The organism is Streptomyces exfoliatus (assembly GCF_000725545.1).
In the GTDB taxonomy this organism is placed as follows: Bacteria; Actinomycetota; Actinomycetes; order Streptomycetales; family Streptomycetaceae; genus Streptomyces; species Streptomyces exfoliatus.
Map to the genome: position 1 here is coordinate 227332 of NZ_JNZP01000018.1, position 17871 is coordinate 245202.

Annotated in this window: 14 protein-coding genes; 11 read left to right on the forward strand and 3 right to left on the reverse strand. The window is 72.5% G+C overall.

The window, feature by feature from the left end; genetic code table 11:
• Positions 1 to 203: 203 nt before the first annotated feature.
• Both IO20_RS0122690 and ku read right to left on the reverse strand, forming a co-directional pair.
• Entirely contained in the window at positions 204 to 1814 is a 1611-nt protein-coding gene (locus IO20_RS0122690) for a M4 family metallopeptidase (RefSeq protein ID WP_030553502.1), read from the reverse strand.
• 288 nt (positions 1815 to 2102) lie between these two features.
• Positions 2103 to 3185 carry a non-homologous end joining protein Ku gene (gene ku, locus IO20_RS0122695; RefSeq protein ID WP_030553500.1) on the reverse strand — a complete coding sequence of 361 codons (1083 nt, stop codon included), beginning with the start codon at positions 3183 to 3185 and terminating at the stop codon, positions 2103 to 2105.
• 50 nt (positions 3186 to 3235) lie between these two features.
• On the opposite strand from ku, the gene ligD reads away from it, so the two are divergent.
• From ligD to IO20_RS0122730, 7 genes are all read left to right on the forward strand, one after another.
• On the forward strand, positions 3236 to 4132 hold the full coding sequence (gene ligD, locus IO20_RS0122700) for a non-homologous end-joining DNA ligase (RefSeq protein ID WP_030553499.1): 897 nt from the start codon (positions 3236 to 3238) through the stop codon (positions 4130 to 4132).
• Positions 4129 to 5094 (forward strand): ATP-dependent DNA ligase, encoded by a 966-nt coding sequence (locus IO20_RS0122705; protein WP_245685009.1) that lies wholly within the window; start codon positions 4129 to 4131, stop codon positions 5092 to 5094. Before ligD ends, IO20_RS0122705 begins: the two co-directional genes overlap by 4 nt.
• A 201-nt stretch (positions 5095 to 5295) precedes the next feature.
• Positions 5296 to 7428: a hypothetical protein gene (locus IO20_RS0122710; protein WP_030553495.1), complete on the forward strand. Its 2133-nt coding sequence runs from the start codon at positions 5296 to 5298 to the stop codon at positions 7426 to 7428.
• A gap of 274 nt (positions 7429 to 7702) precedes the next feature.
• Entirely contained in the window at positions 7703 to 8425 is a 723-nt protein-coding gene (locus IO20_RS0122715; protein ID WP_051874631.1) for a hypothetical protein, read from the forward strand.
• Positions 8422 to 9693, forward strand: coding sequence for a sensor histidine kinase (locus tag IO20_RS0122720; RefSeq protein WP_030553491.1), 1272 nt, complete (start codon positions 8422 to 8424; stop codon positions 9691 to 9693). The genes IO20_RS0122715 and IO20_RS0122720 overlap by 4 nt, the downstream gene beginning before the upstream one ends.
• Positions 9694 to 9753: 60 nt before the next feature.
• A complete protein-coding gene (locus IO20_RS0122725; protein ID WP_030553490.1) occupies positions 9754 to 11133 on the forward strand; it encodes an FtsW/RodA/SpoVE family cell cycle protein in 1380 nt (459 codons plus the stop codon).
• A gap of 72 nt (positions 11134 to 11205) precedes the next feature.
• A complete protein-coding gene (locus IO20_RS0122730; RefSeq protein WP_030553489.1) occupies positions 11206 to 12684 on the forward strand; it encodes a penicillin-binding transpeptidase domain-containing protein in 1479 nt (492 codons plus the stop codon).
• Between the two features lie 130 nt (positions 12685 to 12814).
• Here the strand turns inward: IO20_RS0122730 and IO20_RS0122735 are convergent, their stop codons facing one another.
• A complete protein-coding gene (locus IO20_RS0122735) occupies positions 12815 to 13924 on the reverse strand; it encodes a ferritin-like domain-containing protein (protein WP_030553488.1) in 1110 nt (369 codons plus the stop codon).
• Positions 13925 to 14129: 205 nt separating this feature from the next.
• Here IO20_RS0122735 and IO20_RS0122740 point away from each other — a divergent pair, with 205 nt between their 5' ends.
• The 4 genes from IO20_RS0122740 (at position 14130) to IO20_RS0122755 (ending at position 17789) form a co-directional block, all read left to right on the forward strand.
• Positions 14130 to 15065 (forward strand): AurF N-oxygenase family protein, encoded by a 936-nt coding sequence (locus IO20_RS0122740; protein ID WP_030553487.1) that lies wholly within the window; start codon positions 14130 to 14132, stop codon positions 15063 to 15065.
• 168 nt (positions 15066 to 15233) lie between these two features.
• On the forward strand, positions 15234 to 15956 hold the full coding sequence (locus IO20_RS0122745; RefSeq protein WP_030553486.1) for a TetR/AcrR family transcriptional regulator: 723 nt from the start codon (positions 15234 to 15236) through the stop codon (positions 15954 to 15956).
• A gap of 37 nt (positions 15957 to 15993) precedes the next feature.
• Entirely contained in the window at positions 15994 to 16296 is a 303-nt protein-coding gene (locus IO20_RS0122750; RefSeq protein ID WP_030553485.1) for a hypothetical protein, read from the forward strand.
• Positions 16297 to 16370: 74 nt separating this feature from the next.
• The gene (locus IO20_RS0122755; protein ID WP_030553482.1) at positions 16371 to 17789 is read left to right on the forward strand and encodes a C40 family peptidase; all 1419 of its coding nucleotides are present in this window, start codon (positions 16371 to 16373) and stop codon (positions 17787 to 17789) included.
• Positions 17790 to 17871 lie beyond the last annotated feature (82 nt).

Below are 17871 nucleotides of genomic sequence, written 5' to 3' on the forward strand. Positions count from 1 at the left end.
GCCCGGTCTCGCTCGGCTTCACCCGGTCCCACCCGGTCGCGTGCCCTCTCACCCCGTCGTTCGCTCTCCTCGTTCCCCGGCGCTCGGGCGTCCCCCGGCCGAGGCGGCGCTCGTGTGTCGCGAGGTTGACGCCGGCTGCCCCGGCGAACAGAAGGGGTCGCCCGGCGCGTTCGCGCCGGGCGACCCCTGGACGGTGAGGGTGGTTACTTGACGTTGATCGCCGTCCAGGCCGCGGCCACGGCGGTGTGCTCAGGGCTGCCCGCGCCGTAGAGGTCGGCGGCGGCCGAGAGGGTGGCCACGCGGGCGCCGGCGTAGTTGGTGGAGGAGGTCATGTAGGTGGAGAGGGCCTTGTACCAGATCTTGTAGGCGGCGGCGCGGCCGATGCCCGTGACGGTGGAGCCGTCGAAGGTCGGGGAGTTGTAGGAGACGCCGTTGAGCGTCTTGGCGCCGCTGCCCTCGGCCAGCAGGTAGAAGAAGTGGTTGGCCGGGCCCGAGGAGTAGTGGACGTCGAGGCGGCCGAGGCTGCTGGACCAGTAGTCGGCGGAGTTGCCGTCGCGGCTCGGCTTGTCCATGTAGCGGAGCGGGGTGCCGTTGCCGCGGATGTCGATCTTCTCGCCGACGAGGTAGTCGCCGACGTCCGAGGCGTTGGCCGCGTAGAACTCGACCGAGGTGCCGAGGATGTCCGAGGTGGCTTCGTTGAGGCCGCCCGACTCCTTGCTGTAGCGCAGGTTGGCGGTGGCGGCGGTCAGGCCGTGGGTCATCTCGTGGCCGGCCACGTCGATGGACGTCAGCGGCTTGGCGTTGCCCGCGCCGTCGCCGTACGTCATGCAGAAGCAGGAGTCGGACCAGAAGGCGTTGACGTACGCGTTGCCGTAGTGGACGCGGGAGTAGGCGGCGACGCCGTCGCCGCGGATGCCGTTGCGGCCCAGCTCGTTCTTGTAGAAGTCCCAGGTGAGGGCCGCGCCGTAGTGGGCGTCCGCGGCGGCGGTCTCGCGGTTCGTCGCCAGGCCGTTGCCCCAGGTGTCGGTGCTGTTGGTGAAGAGGGTGCCGGTACCGCTGGTGGCGCCCTTCAGGTCGTACGTCTTGTGGCCGCCGCGGGCCGTGTCCGTGAGGCTGTACGAGGGGGCCGTGCCGAGCGTGACCGTGCCCGCGTACTGGGTGTGACCGGTGCCCGTCTCGATCGCCTCGTACGCGTACAGCTCCTTGCCCGTGGCGGCGTCGGTGATGACGTGGCGCTCGCTCGGGGTGCCGTCGGCCTGGACGCCCGTGACGGTCGTCTCCCAGGCGAGGGCCGGCTTGCCGGTGGCCGCCCAGATCACCTTGCGGGACGAGGCCGGGGCGGCGGACCTCGCGTCGGAGGAGGCCGCGGCGGCCTTGCCCGCGGTCGCGGCGGTGACCTTCGCGGTCGTGCTCGCCACCGATATACGGGCCTCGGTCGCCTTCGTCGTGGCGCGCGAGCCGTTCTTCTTCTGGTGGACGACGAGGTCGCCACCGAGGACGGGCAGGCCCTCGTACGTGCGCTCGTAGCGCGTGTGGACGGTGCCGTCGGCGTCCTTGACGACGTCCCTGACGACGAGCTTCTCCTGGCCGGAGAGGCCGATGGCCCTGGCCGTCGCGGCCGCTCCGGACTGCGCCTCCTGGACGGCGGCGGCGCGCTCGGAGCCGGTGAGCACGAGCGCGGTGGCGCCGGCCTCGCGCTGGACGTCGGCGCTGGCGGATCCGGTCTGGACTCCGACGACGACCATCGCGGCCGATGCGATCAGGGCGGCGGCGGTGGTGGCGGTGCGGCGGTGCGAGGACTGCTGGCGGGTCACGCGGGCTCCTTCGCTGAAAAGCGTGGGGATTGTGGGGGGGGTGGTGGCGCGGGTGAGAGCGTGCCAGCGAATCAGCCCGTTTGACAGGTCTGCAACAAGAATTTGACCATGTGTTGTCCGAAGGACAGTGAAGTGTGTTCGGTATGCGGGGTGTTGGGCGGGGGCAGGGGCGACATTTGCCCGGAAGCGGGCAGTGGAAAGCCCCCCGGAGGGAGGGCCGGGGGGCTTCGTGTGCGGGTGCGGGTGCGGGTGCGCGTGTGTGGGTGGGGAGCGGTGGCTGGTGGTGTTTCAGGCCGTGCGCTTGCGCGGCGTCGCCTTCTTGGCCGGGGCGGCCTTCTTCGCCGCCGTCTTCTTCGCCGCGGCCTTCGGCTCCTCCTTCGCCGCCGTCTTCTTCGCTGCCGTCTTCGCCGTGCTCTTCGCGGTGACCTTCGTCGCCGTCTTCCTCGCCGTCCCGCCCGTGGCCTTCGACGTCGACTTGCGGGCCGGGGCCGCCGTCTCCTTCGTGGGCGCCCTCGACGTGGACTTCTTGCCGCCCGTCTCCTTCGGCGTCCCGCGCGGCTTGAACTCCGTCACCACGGCGTCCCCCTCGCCACGCGCCTCCTTCGCCGCCCTGACACTGCTCTCCAGGGCCGCCATCAGGTCGATGACCTGGCCACCGGCCGGCTCTCCCGGCTCCGGCGCCGCGACACCCTCGCCGCCCTCCGCCTTCGCCGCGATCATCTCCTCGACCGCGGCGCGGTAGTCGTCGTGCAGGGTGCCGATGTCGACCTCTCCGAGCGTGGCCATCAGGGCGTCCGCCAGGTCGAGTTCGGCCTCACGTACGGCGACCGGGGTCTCCGGGGCCACCCCTTCCGGGGCGCGGATCTCGTCCGGCCAGAGCAGGCCGTGCATCGCGATCACGTCGTCCACGACCCTGAGCATGCCGAGGCGCTCCCGCCCCCTGAGCGCGAACTTGGCCACGGCCACCTTGTCGCTGCGCTTGAGCGCCTCGCGGAGCAGCGTGTACGGCTTGGCGGCGGGTACGCCGTTCGCCGAGAGGTAGTACGCGGCGTCCATCTGGAGCGGATCGATCTCACCGGCTGGCACGAAGGACACGATCTCGATCGTCTTCGCCGTGGGCAGCGGCAGGGCGGCCAGGTCCTCGTCGGTGATCGGGATCATGCTCCCGTCCGCGTCCTCGTACGCCTTGCCGATCTCCGCCGCCGAGAGCTCCTCGCCGTCGACCTCGCACACCTTCTTGTAGCGGACGCGGCCGCCGTCCTCGGTGTGGATCTGACGGAAGGAGACGGACCGGCTCTCCGTGGCGTTCACGAGCTTGATCGGGATGCTGACCAGGCCGAAGGATATGGCACCGTTCCAGATGGATCTCACGGTTCTTCCCTTTCGAGCCGAATCATCCGAAAACGTGGGATTCTCATCGTATGACGCCCCTCACAGAGGTGGACGGACGGCGCCTGGCGCTCAGCAACCTGCACAAGGTGCTCCACCCGGTCACCGGCACCACCAAGGGGGAGGTGCTCCACTACTACGCGACCGTCGGGGCCGCGATCCTGCCGCATCTGCGGGACCGGCCCGTGTCCTTCCTCCGCTATCCGGACGGTCCCGACGGGCAGCTCTTCTTCACGAAGAATCCGCCGCCCGGCACACCCGCCTGGGTGACGACCACCCCCGTCCCCCGCTCCGAGGACCCCGGCGCCCGGCAGGTGGTGATCCAGGACCTGGCCTCCCTGATGTGGGCGGCGAACCTCGTCGTGGAGTTCCACACGCCCCAGTGGCGGACCTCCTCCCCCGCCGTCGCCGACCGTCTCGTCCTCGACCTCGACCCCGGGCCGCCCGCGACGGTCGTCGAGTGCTGCCGGGTCGCGCTGCACCTGCGCGAGCGGCTCGCCGCCGACGGTCTCCAGGCCTTCGCCAAGACCTCCGGGTCCAAGGGCCTGCACCTGCTCGTACCCGTGGTGCCGACCCCGTCCGCGCAGGTCTCTGCGTACGCGAGGCAGCTCGCCGTCGAGGCGGAGGCGGCACTGCCCAAGCTGGTCGTGCACCGGATGGCCAAGGCGCTGCGGCCCGGGAAGGTCTTCGTCGACCACAGCCAGAACGCCGCCGCCAAGACCACCGCCACCCCCTACACCCTGCGGGCCCGGGCCCGGCCCGCCGTCTCCGCCCCCGTCACCTGGGAGGAGGTGGAGGACGGGGCCCACCGCACCGCGACCCCGGAGGCCCTCGTCCTCCTGATGGACGACATCACGCCACGTCTTGAGCGGTACGGGGACCTCCTGGCGCCCCTTTTCGCACCCGAACGGGCGGGGAGGCTGCCGTGAGGGACGCCGATGGCCCGGGTGGTGCCGGGGGCTCGGGGGGCGCCGGCGGCTCGGGCGCCCCGGGCCCCGCGGCCGTCGTGCTGTTCCCGCCCGTCGACGTCATGCGGCCGCGGCCCGCCGACGAGATCCCCGTCCAGGCCCAGCCGCCCCGGGAGCTGCAGTACTCGCTCAAGCTGGACGGGTTCCGCGCGCTCGCCTTCGTCCTCGCCGACGGGCGGGTCGTCCTCCAGTCCCGCTCCCGCCGCGACCTCGCCCCCGAGTTCCCCGACATCGCCGCCCACCTGCGCGACCAGCTGCCGCCCGGGATCGTCCTCGACGGGGAGCTCTGCGCCTACCGGGAGGGGCGGCTCAGCTTCACCGACCTGCTGCGCTCGCACCCCGACCGGGTACGGGCCGGGGTCCCTGTCTCGTACATCGCCTTCGACCTCCTCGCCGTCCCCGGCCGGGACGTACGGAGCCTGCCGCTCCGCGACCGGTGGGAGCTGCTCGGAACGGCCCTGCGGGAGGCCCGGCCGCCGATCCAGCGCGTCCTGGCCACCCTCGACGAGGAGACCGCGCGCAGCTGGTTCCACGACCTGCGGGAAGCGGGCGTCGAGGGGATCGTCGCGAAGCTCCTCGGCTCGCCCTACCGCGCCGGGCCCACCTGGGCCTGGCGGAAGATCCGGCACGCGGACACCAGCGACGGCGTCCTCCTCGGCGTCCTCGGCCCCGCCGACCGGCCCCGGACCCTGGTCGTACGGCTCCCCGACGGCCGCACCGTGACCACCTCGCCCCGGCTCACCCCCGCCCAGTCGCGCGAGGTCGGCGCCGTCGTGGGCGACCGCGCGGGGCCGCTCGTCCAGGAGCCGGAACACGGGCCCGTACGGTGGGTCGACCCCCCGGTACCCGTCGAACTCCGGCAGATCGCGGGGCGGCAGCGGCAGGAGAACCCGACCTTCGTGCGCGTACGGGGCGAAGGGTGAACCACCCTCCGGCGATACCGCGCGGAACCGTCATCGGGTCGTATACGCAGAGCAACTACCCTGCTGCGTACCGTACATGGCGCAAAGAGAACGCAACGGAAGCCTCCCGCGCGGCCGGTGTCGCCGCTACCGCCTCGTCACCCCTCCCGTGGTGCACACTTGCTGCCTGGTACAGCGCTCACGGGGAAGGCGGCCTGGTACATGCTGACGGGGATCGAGGAGGTCGACTGGGCCTCATTGGGGCACGCGTACGGCCCCGCGGACGACGTGCCAGAGCTGCTCCGCGGACTCGCCTCCGCCGACCCCGCGGAGCGGGAGACCGCCCTCGACGGCATGTACGGGGCCGTGCACCACCAGGGCGACGTCTACGACTCCACCCTCGCCTGCATCCCCTTCCTCCTCGAACTCGTCGCCGACCCCGCCGTCCAGGACCGCGGCTGCATCGTCGAACTGCTCACCAGCATCGGCGGGATCGAACTCGACGACGACGACGAACTGGACGAACTCGGCGCCGACGACGAGGAGTTCATCCCCGCCGCCAACTACGCGATGGCCGCCGCCGCCATCGCCGCAGGCGCCGACGTCTTCCTCGGGCTCGTCTCCGACCGCGACCCGGAGGTACGGCTCACCGCGCCCTGCGCCCTCGCCTCCCTCCACCCCGAGCCCGCCCGCGTCCTGACCCTCCTGCGGGAGCGGCTCACCGTCGAGCGGGACACCGAGGTACGGCTCGCCCTCGTCGCCGCCGTCGGGCGCATCGCCCTGCGGCACGCCTCGCTGCGCACCGAGACCGTCGACTGGCTCGGCTGGCTCGCCCGCGCCGCCCAGGACCCCGGGCTCCGCCTCGCCGCCCTCGCCCAGCGGGCCCGGTGCGCCCCCGGCGACATCCCCGACGACGTCGTGCCCCGCGTGACCGGGCTCCTGGAGGAGATCAGGACCACCGCGCACCGGCCCGAGCCCGCGACACCGGAGCGGCCGGCCACCTCGACGCTGATCGGACAGTTCCGGGAGCTCCTGGAGGAACACGCCGCCGGGCGTCCCGCGCCCTGGACCGAGGAGCTGCTGCGCACCCTGCACACCGCCCTCGACGACCGGGTCGACGACCGCATCGCCCTCATCCTCGCGCAGCTGCGCAGCCCCGACTGGGGGCAGCGCTCCGACGCGATCTGGCTGTGCGGCGGGTTGATACGGATCTGGCGCGGGCGGTACGAGGAAGTCGTCCGGCTCGTCGGCGCGCAGCTCCAGGACCCCGAGCCGCGGCTCCGCGAGGCCGCCGCCTCCTTCCTCGAGCGGCTCTTCGAGCTGGGCGCGCCCGCCGCGGACGCGCTCGTCGCGCGCCTCGGCGCCGGGGCTGGGGCTGGGTCTGGGCGCGGGTTCGGGGATTCCCGTCGGCCCGGTGGTGCCGGTGCGCGTGGGGGTGTCGGGCGGTCCGGGCGGGACGGGGCGCTCCTCGCGCTGGCCCGCGCGGGGGACGCCCGTGCCGTTCCGCTGCTCGCGCGCGCCCTGGAGGAGGGCGAGGTGCGGCGGGAGCTGCTGTACGCCACGGACGGGCTCGGGCCCTCCGCCGCCATGCTCGCCCCGCTGCTGCGTCGCCGGCTCTCCGAGGTCGAGCTCGACGAGCGGCTCCACGACCGGGCCGCGCCCCTGCTGTTCGCCCTCGGGGCCGTACGCGGCGGCCAGGCCCTGCCGGAGGTCCTGCGGGTCCTGCGCGGGGCGCCGCCCAACCGGCGCGACGGGGTGCGCGAGGCCGCCCTGCGGACCCTGGCGGCCTTCGGGCCCGCCGCCCGGGAGGCCGTACCCGACATGCGAAGACTCATGGCCTCCGAATCGGCCGCCGTCGCCACCGCTGCGGCACGTGCGCTGTGGGCGGCCGAGGGCGACCTGGCGGAGGTCCTGCCGGCCCTGGAACGGTGGCTGCGGCCGGGCGTCTCGGGCGCCGACCGGTGCGCCGCGGCCCAGGCCCTCGGCGAGATCGGCCCGGCCGCCGGCGCGGCCGCCCCCGCCCTCCGGCCCGGGCTTGCCTCGCGGGACCTGTGGGTGCGGGTCCGCAGCGCCGCGGCCCTGTGGCGGGTGTCCGGGGACACGGCGGCGGCCCTGCCCGTGCTGCTGGGCGCCTGGGAGGAGAACCGGCACGCGCGCGTGGACGTCGCCGAATGTCTGGCGGAGATGGGGCCCGCGGCGGCGTCCGCGCAGCTCGTGGTCCTCACGGAGCTGACCCGTCGGCGGCGGCACAACGCCCGCGAGGGCGCCTCGGGGAGTCATGACGTCCACCTCGACGAGAAGCTGCTGACCTTGTGCCGGGCCGCGTTGGCCCGGATGGAGCTCGGGGTCTTCTAGAGGTGGCGGGCGTGCGCTGGGGGGGTGCGCCTGGCCGGTGGGCCTTGCGCCTGGCCGGTGGGCCTGCGTGGGGGCCGTTCCGGGGGTCGCGTTCGGGACTGCATGATTTACGGCGCTTCCGGCCTGTCGTTGTAGCCGTTTCTCATGCGCCACAAATCGCGCTTTACGTCCCGAACGCGACCCCCTCCACGTCCCCCACTCCCGCCCTCGGTCGTCTGCGGCTTGCCCTTCCAGCGGCGAGCAAAAGGGGCTTTCCTCCGAATAAGGTCTCCCTGTGGAGAAGCCTCGTCGGGTGTTTGTCGCCGTCTGTGGTCTGCTGCTCGTCGCGGGGTGTGGTGAGGGTGCCCTCGAGAGTGCCGGTGCCACTCCTGCCGCCGTGGGGCCCGTACGGCTCTGGCCCGATCTTCCGCCCGCCACCGATCCTCCGTTCGACTACGGGGAGTCGGACACCTCGCGCGTACCCGGCCTCAGGGTCTCCGGCGACGACGTCCGTTCGGTCGATGCCGTGGCGGTCGTCCGCGCCGAGGTGCGGGCCCGGCCCGGCGTGTACAGCGGTCCCGACGGGATGTACGAGGAGACCGCTCGCGCCATTGCGGCGTGCGGCAGCGCGCCCGCCGGCTGTCCCGTCATGCGGCCGTACTACCGGGATCTCACCGGCAACGGGCGGGACGAGCTGATCGTGGGGATCCGCATGCCCGAGCAGCAGGTCGGGATCCGGGTCTACCTCGCCGAGAACGGTGGGCTCACCCGGATCATGTCCACCGTCGACCAGGTCGTCAGCGTCGAGTTGGCAGGGCGGGATCTGATCATGCGGGTCGCTTCGGCCGGCATCCCCGGGTACGAGTACCGCACCGCGTGGTCCTGGGACGAGCAGCAGCACAGCATGCTGCCCACCCGGGACGAGATCGTGCGGGTGAGGCCCTCGGCCGGGGCCGTTCCCCGTCTTGTCGGTCCGACGCCCACGGGCATCCCCTCGCCCGTCGAGACCGGCCCGTGAGGGCGCCCCGGCTGCCCGCCTGGACCGCGACCCTCACGTGGAAGGCCGCCGTCTTCATCGGAGTGATGTGTTGCGCCCTCGCGGCTCTGCTCGGTGTTCTGGTGCACGTCTCCGTGGCCGGGCAGACGGTCGACGACTCCCGGGAGAAGGCGCTCGCGCGGCTTGACGAGGTCACTCGGCTGTACGAGTCGGGCGAACCGATCCCCCGGTTCTCCGGGATCGATCCGGTGGGGCTTCCGGCGTCCTTGCGGGCGCTCGCCGTCCGGGGCGAGCGGGGCACGGTGGTCGGTGACCACGAGGGCCGGCCGACGATGTGGGCGGCGGGGCCCGCCGACGGGCGCGCCCTCGCCGTACGCGTCGACTACACCCAGAGCGCCGAGACGATCGACGCGCTCGACCGTTCGATCCTCGGCTCCTCCGTCCTCGCGATCGGGGCGACGCTGCTGGTGGGCGCCTTCGCCGTCACCAGGGTCACCCGCCGGCTGCACCTGACGGCCCAGGTGGCCCGCCGGATCAGCGCCGGTGATCTCGACGCGCGCGTGGACGATCCCCGGACCAGGGACCCCTCGCGCCCGCAGGACGAGGTGGCGACGGTCTCGGGGGCGCTCGACACCATGGCCTCCTCACTGCAGCGCAAGCTGCAGAGCGAGCAGCGGTTCACCGCCGATGTGGCCCATGAGCTGCGCACGCCGTTGACCGGGCTTTCGGCCGCCGCCGAGCTGCTGCCGGAGGGGCGTCCTTCGGAGCTCGTGCGGGACCGGGTGCGGGCCATGCGGGGGCTGACCGAGGATCTTCTGGAGATCTCGCGGCTCGACGCAGGCAACGAGACCGTGGATCTGGCCGTGCACCCGCTCGGTGAGCTTGTCGAGCGGGTGGTTCGGGTCTCGGGCACGGAGACCGAGGTGCGGGTCGCGCGGGACGCCATGGTGGAGACGGACCGGCGGCGGCTCGAGCGGGTCCTCGGCAATCTCGTGGCCAACGCCCACAAGCATGGGGCCCCGCCGGTGGTCGTCACCGTCGACGGGTCCGTGGTGTCCGTGCGGGACCACGGGAGTGGGTATCCCCGCTATCTGATCGAGACGGGACCACAGCGCTTTCGGACCGAGGGCGGGGGCAAGGGACATGGCCTGGGGTTGACGATCGCCGCGGGGCAGGCCGAGGTGATCGGCGCCGAGCTCGTGTTCGCCGACGCGGAAGGAGGGGGCGCCGTCGCCCGGCTGCGGCTTCCCGCGTACGTACCTCTCGAAGAGGACGGGTCGGCCGACTGAGCGGACGGCACACCGTCACACAAAAGGGACATAGGGCATACCGCTTGCTACGTTGCGGCCATGACCGCACCGCGCACGGACGCTCCCCCTCCCGGGGTACGCATCCCGAAGCGCCGCGGCGTGGAACTCTCCCTCCTCGTCTGCGCCGTCCTCATCTCCGTCTACGGCTACGCCGAGGTCGGCCTCGCCCGCAGCGGCGCCGTACCTCCGGACGCCGCCCGCTACGGGGCCGGGCTCGGCCTGCTCGCGCTCGTCGCCCATCTCGCGGTCCGGTTCCGCGCCCCGTACGCCGATCCGCTGCTGCTGCCGATCGCGGTCCTGCTCAACGGACTCGGCCTGGTGCTCATCTACCGCCTCGACCTGGAGACGCCCCACGACCACGCGGCGGCGACGCAGCTGGTGTGGTCGACGCTCGGGGTCGCGCTCTTCATCGTGGTCGTGCTGCTGCTGCGCGACCATCGCGTCCTTCAGGGCTACGCGTATGTGTCCGTGGCCGCCGCGCTCGGGCTGATGATCCTGCCGATCTTCTTCCCCGCCGTGAACGGCGCCAGGATCTGGATCCGGATCGGCGGCCTCTCCTTCCAGCCGGGCGAGTTCGCCAAGATCCTGCTCGCCGTCTTCTTCGCCGCCTACCTCGCCGCCAACCGCAACGCGCTCGCGTACACCGGCCGCCGGATCTGGAAGTTCCAGTTCCCGGCCGGGCGGGTGCTCGGGCCGATCGTCGCCATCTGGCTGCTCAGCGTCGGCGTACTGGTCCTGGAACGGGACCTCGGCACCTCACTGCTCTTCTTCGGGCTCTTCGTGATCATGCTGTACGTGGCCACCGGCCGGATCGGCTGGATCGCCGTCGGTCTCGTCCTCGCCTCCGCCGGAGCCTTCCTCGTCGGCTCGCTCGAACCCCACGTCCACAGCAGGGTGCAGGACTGGCTCGACCCGTACGCCTCCATCCGGGCCGGCGAGGGGCCGGGGCAGCTGGCGCAGTCGCTGTTCTCCTTCGCCGCCGGGGGCATGCTCGGCAGCGGGCTCGGACTCGGCCATTCCGTCCTCATCGGCTTCGCCGTCAAGTCCGACTTCATCCTGGCCACGGCGGGCGAGGAACTGGGGCTCGTCGGCCTGACGGCGCTCTTCCTGCTGTACGCGCTGCTCGTCGCCCGGGGGTACCGCGCCGGCCTGTCGCTGCGCGACCCCTTCGGGCGGCTCCTCGCCATCGGGCTCGCGTCGATCGTGGCGCTCCAGGTCTTCGTCATCGCGGGCGGGGTGATGGGGCTCATCCCGCTGACGGGCATGGCCATGCCGTTCCTCGCCCAGGGAGGTTCTTCGGTGGTCACCAACTGGGTGATCGTGGCGCTGCTCATCCGCGTCAGCGACTCGGCGCGCGCCCCGCAGCCCGACTCCGCCGACACCGGGACGCTCGCCCCGGTGAAGGAGGGCGCCGCGTGACCCGGCCGTACGCCACGCGGAAGGGCGGCGCCTCGTGATCCGGCCCTACGCCACGCGGAAGGGCGGCGCCTCGTGATCCGGTACGCCCGGCGGGCCGCCGCGCTCTGTCTCGTCCTGCTCGTGGCCCTCCTCGTCAACTCCGCGCGCGTGATGCTCTTCGAGGCAGAGTCCCTCGACGACAACCCGGCCAACCGGCGGATCGCCATCAACCGGTACGCGCAGCCGCGCGGCGAGATCGTCGTCGACGGAAAGCCGGTGACCGGCTCCCGGGACAGCGGGCAGCAGCTGCGCTGGGAACGCACCTACCGCCAGGGGCCGTTGTACGCACCGCTGACCGGCTACTCCTCGCAGACCTACGGCACGACCCTCGTCGAGCACGCCGAGGACGCGGTCCTGGCCGGCACCGAACCGATGCTGGCGCCGCTGCCGCTCTGGAACGACCTCACACGGGGCCGGCAGGCGGGCGGTGACGTCGTCACGACGATCCGGTCCCCGATGCAGGAGGCGGCCTACCGGGGACTCGCCGGGAAGCGCGGGGCGGTCGTGGCGGTCGAGCCGTACAGCGGCCGGATCCTGGCGCTCGTCAGCTCGCCCTCGTACGACCCGGGCGTCCTCTCCGGTACGGGCCGGGGGGTCAAGGACGCCTGGAAGCGGCTGAACACCTCGCCGAACCAGCCGATGCTGAACCGCGCGCTGCGGCAGACGTACCCGCCGGGCTCCACGTTCAAGATCGTGACGGCCGCGGCGGCCCTGGACGCGGGGGCGGTACGGGACGTGGACGCGCCGACGGACACGCCCGACCCGTTCGTCCTGCCCGGCACCCGGCAGGTGCTGCCGAACGAGGCGCGGGGGTGCGCGGACGCGTCCCTCGGGTACGCGATCCAGTGGTCCTGCAACACCGTGATGGCCGGGCTCGGGGTGAAGGTCGGCCTGACGGGCATGGTCGACGCCGTGGAACGCTTCGGCTTCAACGACACCGGGCTCCGGGTCCCCTCCTGGGTCGCGAAGTCCAACTTCGACCGGGAGATGAGCCCGGACCAGCTCGCGCTCTCGTCGATCGGGCAGTTCGACACGACGGCGACCCCGCTCCAGATGGCCATGGTGGCGGCGGCCGTCGCCAACAACGGGGAGATCGCCCAGCCGTACCTCGTCGACCGCACGACCACCTCCGGCGGCACCACGGTCGACCGCACCGGCCGCCGCAGCTACCGGCAGGCGATGAACCCCTCGACCGCCCTCCAGCTCCAGCGCCTGATGGTGAAGGCCGTGGAAGAAGGCACGGGCTCCAACGCGGCGATCCCCGGCGCCCGGGTCGGAGGCAAGACCGGCACCGCGCAGCACGGCTTCGGCAACACCGGCACCCCGTACGCCTGGTTCATCGCCTGGGCCCAGGCCGACAACACGGCCCAGCCGGCCGTCGCCGTCGCCGTGGTCATCGAGGACGCCGAGGCCTCCCGTACGGACATCAGCGGGGGCGGCAGCGCGGCGCCGATCGCCCGGGCGGTGATGGCGGAGGCGCTGCGGCTGGAGGCGGAGAGGCGGAATCCGTAGGGGTGGGAGCTGGATTCGGTATCCGATGTCCGGTGGCCGACAGCCGGATCCTGGAAGCTGGATCCAGGATGTCAGATCCTGGATGTCAGATCCTGGATGTCGGATCCTGGATGTCGGATCCGATGTCCCGTCAGGGCATCGTCTCTCCCTCCGCGATCGCCTCGGCCACCTCCGCGACCCGCTCCCGCTCCTCCGCCGCGAACCGTTCGCGGTCCAGCGCCTCCGCGATCTCCTCGTCCTGGGTCATGAGCAGATCGAGGTTGGAGTCGCCGAGGTCGAAGACGCCCATGTCGAGGTAGGCCTTCTGGAGGCGTTCGCCCCAGAGGCCGATGTCCTTGACGCAGGGGACGATGCGACTGAAGAGGAGCTTGCGGAAGAGGTGCAGGAACTCGCTCTGCTCGCTGAGTTCCTCCGCCTCCTTCCTCGGGATGCCGAAGTCCTCCAGGACCTCGACGCCGCGCAGCCGGTCCCGCATCAGGTAGCAGCCCTCGATGACGAACTCCTCGCGTTCGCGCAGTTCGGCGTCGGACAGCTGCTGGTAGTAGTCGCGCAGGGCCATCCGGCCGAAGGCCACGTGCCGGGCCTCGTCCTGCATGACGTACGCGAGGATCTGCTTGGGGAGCGGCTTGTCGGTGGTGTCGCGGATCATGCCGAAGGCAGCGAGGGCGAGGCCTTCGATGAGGACCTGCATGCCGAGGTAGGGCATGTCCCAGCGGGAGTCGCGCAGGGTGTCATCGAGGAGGCCCTTGAGGTTGTCGTTGATCGGGTAGAGCATGCCGATCTTGTCGTGGAGGAAGCGGCCGTAGATCTCGGCGTGCCGGGCCTCGTCCATGGTCTGGGTGGCCGAGTAGAACTTGGCGTCGAGGTCGGGGACGGACTCGACGATCCGGGCGGCGCAGATCATGGCGCCCTGCTCGCCGTGGAGGAACTGGCTGAACTGCCAGGAGGCGTAGTGCCGGCGCAGGTCGCCCTTGTCCTTCTCGGTCATCTTCGCCCAGTGGCGGGTGCCGTGGAGGGTGAGGACCTCGTCGGGGGTGCCGAGCGGGTCGTACGGGTCGACCTCCAGGTCCCAGTCGATCCGGGTGGCGCCGTCCCACTGCTTGTCCTTGCCCTTCTGGTAGAGGGCGAGGAGGCGCTCGCGGCCTTCCTCGTACTCCCAGGAGAAGCGGGCGGCGCCCGTGGCGGGCACCTGCCAGGAGAGGGCGGGCGGGGCCGTGGTGTAGAGGTCGCGCGTCGACACTGACGCCTCCTTGGGGGTCGGATGGCCGTTCCCGTGGTGCGAGTCGTTCGTACGATTCCTTCGTACGCGCCTCCGGTCAGGCTCACACGCTGCTAGACGGGTCGTCAACAAGTCGCGCACGAGGGATTGACGGTGCTGCTGACGGGCAGTCTCATAAGGCTGAATGACAGGTACGCGACGGCGAGCGCAGCGAGGTGCCTCCACCATGACCCCTTTCACCGAGCCCGACTTCAGCCTCCTGCGGGACGCCCTGGGGCCGCTGCGCGATCGTGAGCAGGTCGCCGAGCGCCTTCTGGAGTCCTCCCGCAAGCACTCCTACGACCCGGACACCGAACTGGACTGGGATGCGCCGTTCGAGGACGGCAAGTGGTTCTGGCCGCCCGAGCTGGTCTCGCTCTACGACACCCCGCTGTGGCGGCGGATGTCAGAGGAGCAGCGGATCACGCTCTCGCGCCACGAGGCGGCCTCACTCGCCTCGCTGGGCATCTGGTTCGAGATCATCCTCATGCAGCTGCTCGTCCGCCACATCTACGACAAGTCGCTGACCAGCCATCACGTGCGTTACGCGCTGACCGAGATCGCCGACGAGTGCCGGCATTCGATGATGTTCGCCCGGTTGATCCAGCGGGGCGGCACGCCCGCGTACCCGGTGCCGAGGATCTACCACAACCTCGCCCGGATCCTGAAGACCGTCTCCACCACCCCGGGCTCCTTCGCCTCGACCCTGCTCGGCGAGGAGATCCTCGACTGGATGCAGCGGCTGACCTTCCCCGACGAGCGGGTGCAGACCCTCGTGCGCGGCGTGACCCGCATCCATGTGGTGGAGGAGGCCCGCCACGTGCGGTACGCCCGGGAGGAACTGCGGCGCCAGATGGTGACGGCGCCGCGCTGGGAGCAGGAGTTCACCCGGCTCAGCTGCGGCGAGGCCGCCCGGGTCTTCTCCACCTGCTTCGTCAACCCCCAGGTGTACGAGGCGGTCGGCCTGGACCGGCGGGAGGCCGTGGCCCAGGTGCGGGCGAGCGGGCACCGGCGCGAGGTCATGCAGTCCGGGGCGCGGCGGCTCACGGACTTCCTCGACGACATCGGCGTGCTGCGCGGGCCGGGGCGCCGGCTCTGGAAGTCCTCCGGGCTCCTGGCCTGACCCGAGCGGGTGCGAGACCCGTTGCGAGGCGGTCAGGGACCCCGCCGAGCCGGTGCGAGACCCGTAGCGAGCCGGTTAGGGACCGTTCCGAGCCGGTTCGCGGTCGGTCAGGCGGCCGGTTCCGGACCGGTCGCCTGACCGGCGCGTTCCGCGGTTACGCTGCGGACCATGACGAGCGCCGCCACTCCCGCGTACCGCAGGCTCAGTGTCGAGGAGCGGCGCGGGCAGCTCCTCGACGCCGCCCAGGAGCTCTTCGCCCACCGGACGCCCGAAGACGTCTCGCTCGACGACGTCGCCGAGGCGGCCGGTGTCTCGCGGCCCCTCGTCTACCGCTACTTCCCCGGCGGCAAGCAGCAGTTGTACGAGGCCGCCCTGCGCTCCTCCGCCGACGCGCTGAACCACTGCTTCACCGAGCCGCCGGACGGTCCGCCCACGGAGCGGCTCGGCCGGGTGCTCGACCGGTATCTCGCCTTCGTCGACGAGCACGACGCGGGGTTCAGCGCGCTGCTGCGCGGCGGCAGCGTCGCCGAGACCTCCCGGACCACCGCGATCGTCGACGAGGTGCGGCGGGCCGCCGCCGAGCAGATCTTCGTCCACCTGGGGGTGGAACGCCCGGGGCCCCGGCTCGGCATGCTGGTCAGGACGTGGATCGCCGCCGTGGAGGCGGCGTCGCTCATCTGGCTCGACGAGGACGTGCGGTCCCCTGCCGGGGAGCTGCGGGACTGGCTCGTCGACCATCTCGTCGCGCTGTTGGCGGCGACCGCGGCGAGCGACGAGGAGACGGCACGGGTCGTCGGCCGGCTGCTCACCCAGGAGACGCCGGAGGGGCCGGTCGCGAGGCTGGCCCGGCGGGTGATTCCGGTGGTGGGCGAGGCGGCCCGCCTGCTGTGAGCCCTCGGGCCTGCTCTGAACGGGAGAGACTGGAGAGGTGAGAAGCGAGAACACCCCCTTCCGCGGCGGCCCGCTCGACGGCCGGGTCCTGCCGATCCTGCTCGGCCCGACCGGCCACCCGCCGAAGTGGTACGAGGTCCCGGTCCCGGCACACGACGGGCGTCCGCCCACCCTGTACACGTACCGGCGCGAGCCCTCGGGCTACACGAAGCGGCTCGGGCTCCAGCGCGGCTGGGTCTACCAGTACGCGCCGGAGGGCCGCGAGCGGCGCGAGCTGAAGTGGCCGTGGTCGAGGCCGAAGCCGAAGCCGAGGCCCACGGAGGCTGAGCCGAACGGGTGAGCACGCCGGACGCGCCACTATTCGTACGGTAATCAGATGAAGTGAGGCGTCATCATCCCCGTGGAGGTGGTGACGTGTCGCGGAGGCTGCTGCTGCGTACGGTCTGCACGGGGGTGCTCGCCGCGGCGACGGCGTTCACCGGGGTGACTGCTCCCGCGGGCGCCGCCGGCGCGCCGGAGCCGCCGGTGGAACCTCCGGCGGAGGCCCCGATCGCCTGGGCCGACCCGGCGGCGGAGCCGGTGGAGCCCGTCGATCCGGAGGCCGGGCCGGTGGATCCCGCCGAGGGCGGGGACGAGGGCGAGGACGATGTCGAGGGCGCGGGCGCGGGCGAGGGCAAGGTCGAGGACGCGGGCGCGGGCGAGGCCGCGTCGGCTGCGCCGGCCGGACCCGACGCGGCCGACGCGGCCGACGGCCCCGACGCCCCCGAGAGCCCTGCCGCACTCGATGACGGCGCCGCTCTCCCTCCCCCCGGCGGCGACTCCGTCACCGCCCTGCTCACGCGTCTGCGGACGCTGTACCGGCAGGCCGAGGAGGCCACCGAGCGGTTCAACGCCGCCGAGGAGGCGCTGAAGCTCCAGACCGCCGACACCAAGAAGCTCACCGCCCGGCTCACCGCCGCCCGTACCGCCCTGGAGAAGGGGCGCGCCGCGGCCGGGCGGATCGCCCGGCACCAGTACCAGGGCAGGTCCGAACTCTCCTCCTACCTGCGGCTGCTCTTCGCGCCGGACCCCCGGTCCGCCCTGGACCAGGGACATCTGATGGCCCGGGCGGCACGCGACCGCGCCGCGGCCCTGCCCCGGCTCGAAGGGGCCGAGCGGCAGGCGGCCGCCCTGGCGAGCGCCTCCCGGAAGGCCCTGGACCGGCAGCAGACCCTCGCCGCCGCCCAGCGCACCCGCCGCGACGAGGTGCGGGCCCGTCTCGCCGAGGTCGAGAAGCTGCTCGCCGGGCTCTCGCCGGAGCAGCTGGCCCGGCTCACCGAGCTCGAGCGGGCCGAGACGGCGGGCGCGCAGCGCGAACTCCTCGACTCCGGCGTCCTGGACGGCCGGCGGACCCCCTCCCGGGCGGGCGCGGAGGCGCTGCGGTTCGCGGTGGGCCAGATCGGCAAGCCGTACGAGTGGGGGGCGGAGGGCCCGGAGACGTACGACTGCTCGGGCCTCACCCAGCGGTCGTGGGCGGCGGCCGGCCGGGAGGTACCGCGCACCAGCCAGGAGCAGTGGGCGACCCTGCCCCGGGTGCCGCTGTCCGAGCTGCGCCCCGGGGACCTGGTGGTCTACTTCCCGGGCGCCACTCATGTGGCGGTCTACCTGGGCGAAGGCCTTGTGGTCCAGGCCCCGCGTCCCGGCGGGAAGGTGAAGGTCTCCCCGATCGCGGCGAACCCGCTGCTCGGTGCCGTGCGCCCCGACCCGGGCGGCGAGCCCCTGGCCGCGTACAGCCCGCCCGCGCTTCCGGCGGGTGCCAGGGACGGCGAGGACGAGGGGTACGACCGCACCTGAACCCCCCTGGGCTCAACTCCCACGTTCCGCACACCCCTTGTTCTTGCAAGTAATATGCAACAAGCTTGACGGGTCCTTACTT

Coding starts and splice junctions, on each gene's coding strand:
- ligD (WP_030553499.1), top strand. CDS start 3,236: ATGACGCCCCTCACAGAGGTGGACGGACGGCGCCTGGCGCTCAGCAAC.
- IO20_RS0122710 (WP_030553495.1), top strand. CDS start 5,296: ATGCTGACGGGGATCGAGGAGGTCGACTGGGCCTCATTGGGGCACGCG.
- IO20_RS0122725 (WP_030553490.1), top strand. CDS start 9,754: ATGACCGCACCGCGCACGGACGCTCCCCCTCCCGGGGTACGCATCCCG.
- IO20_RS0122740 (WP_030553487.1), top strand. CDS start 14,130: ATGACCCCTTTCACCGAGCCCGACTTCAGCCTCCTGCGGGACGCCCTG.
- IO20_RS0122745 (WP_030553486.1), top strand. CDS start 15,234: ATGACGAGCGCCGCCACTCCCGCGTACCGCAGGCTCAGTGTCGAGGAG.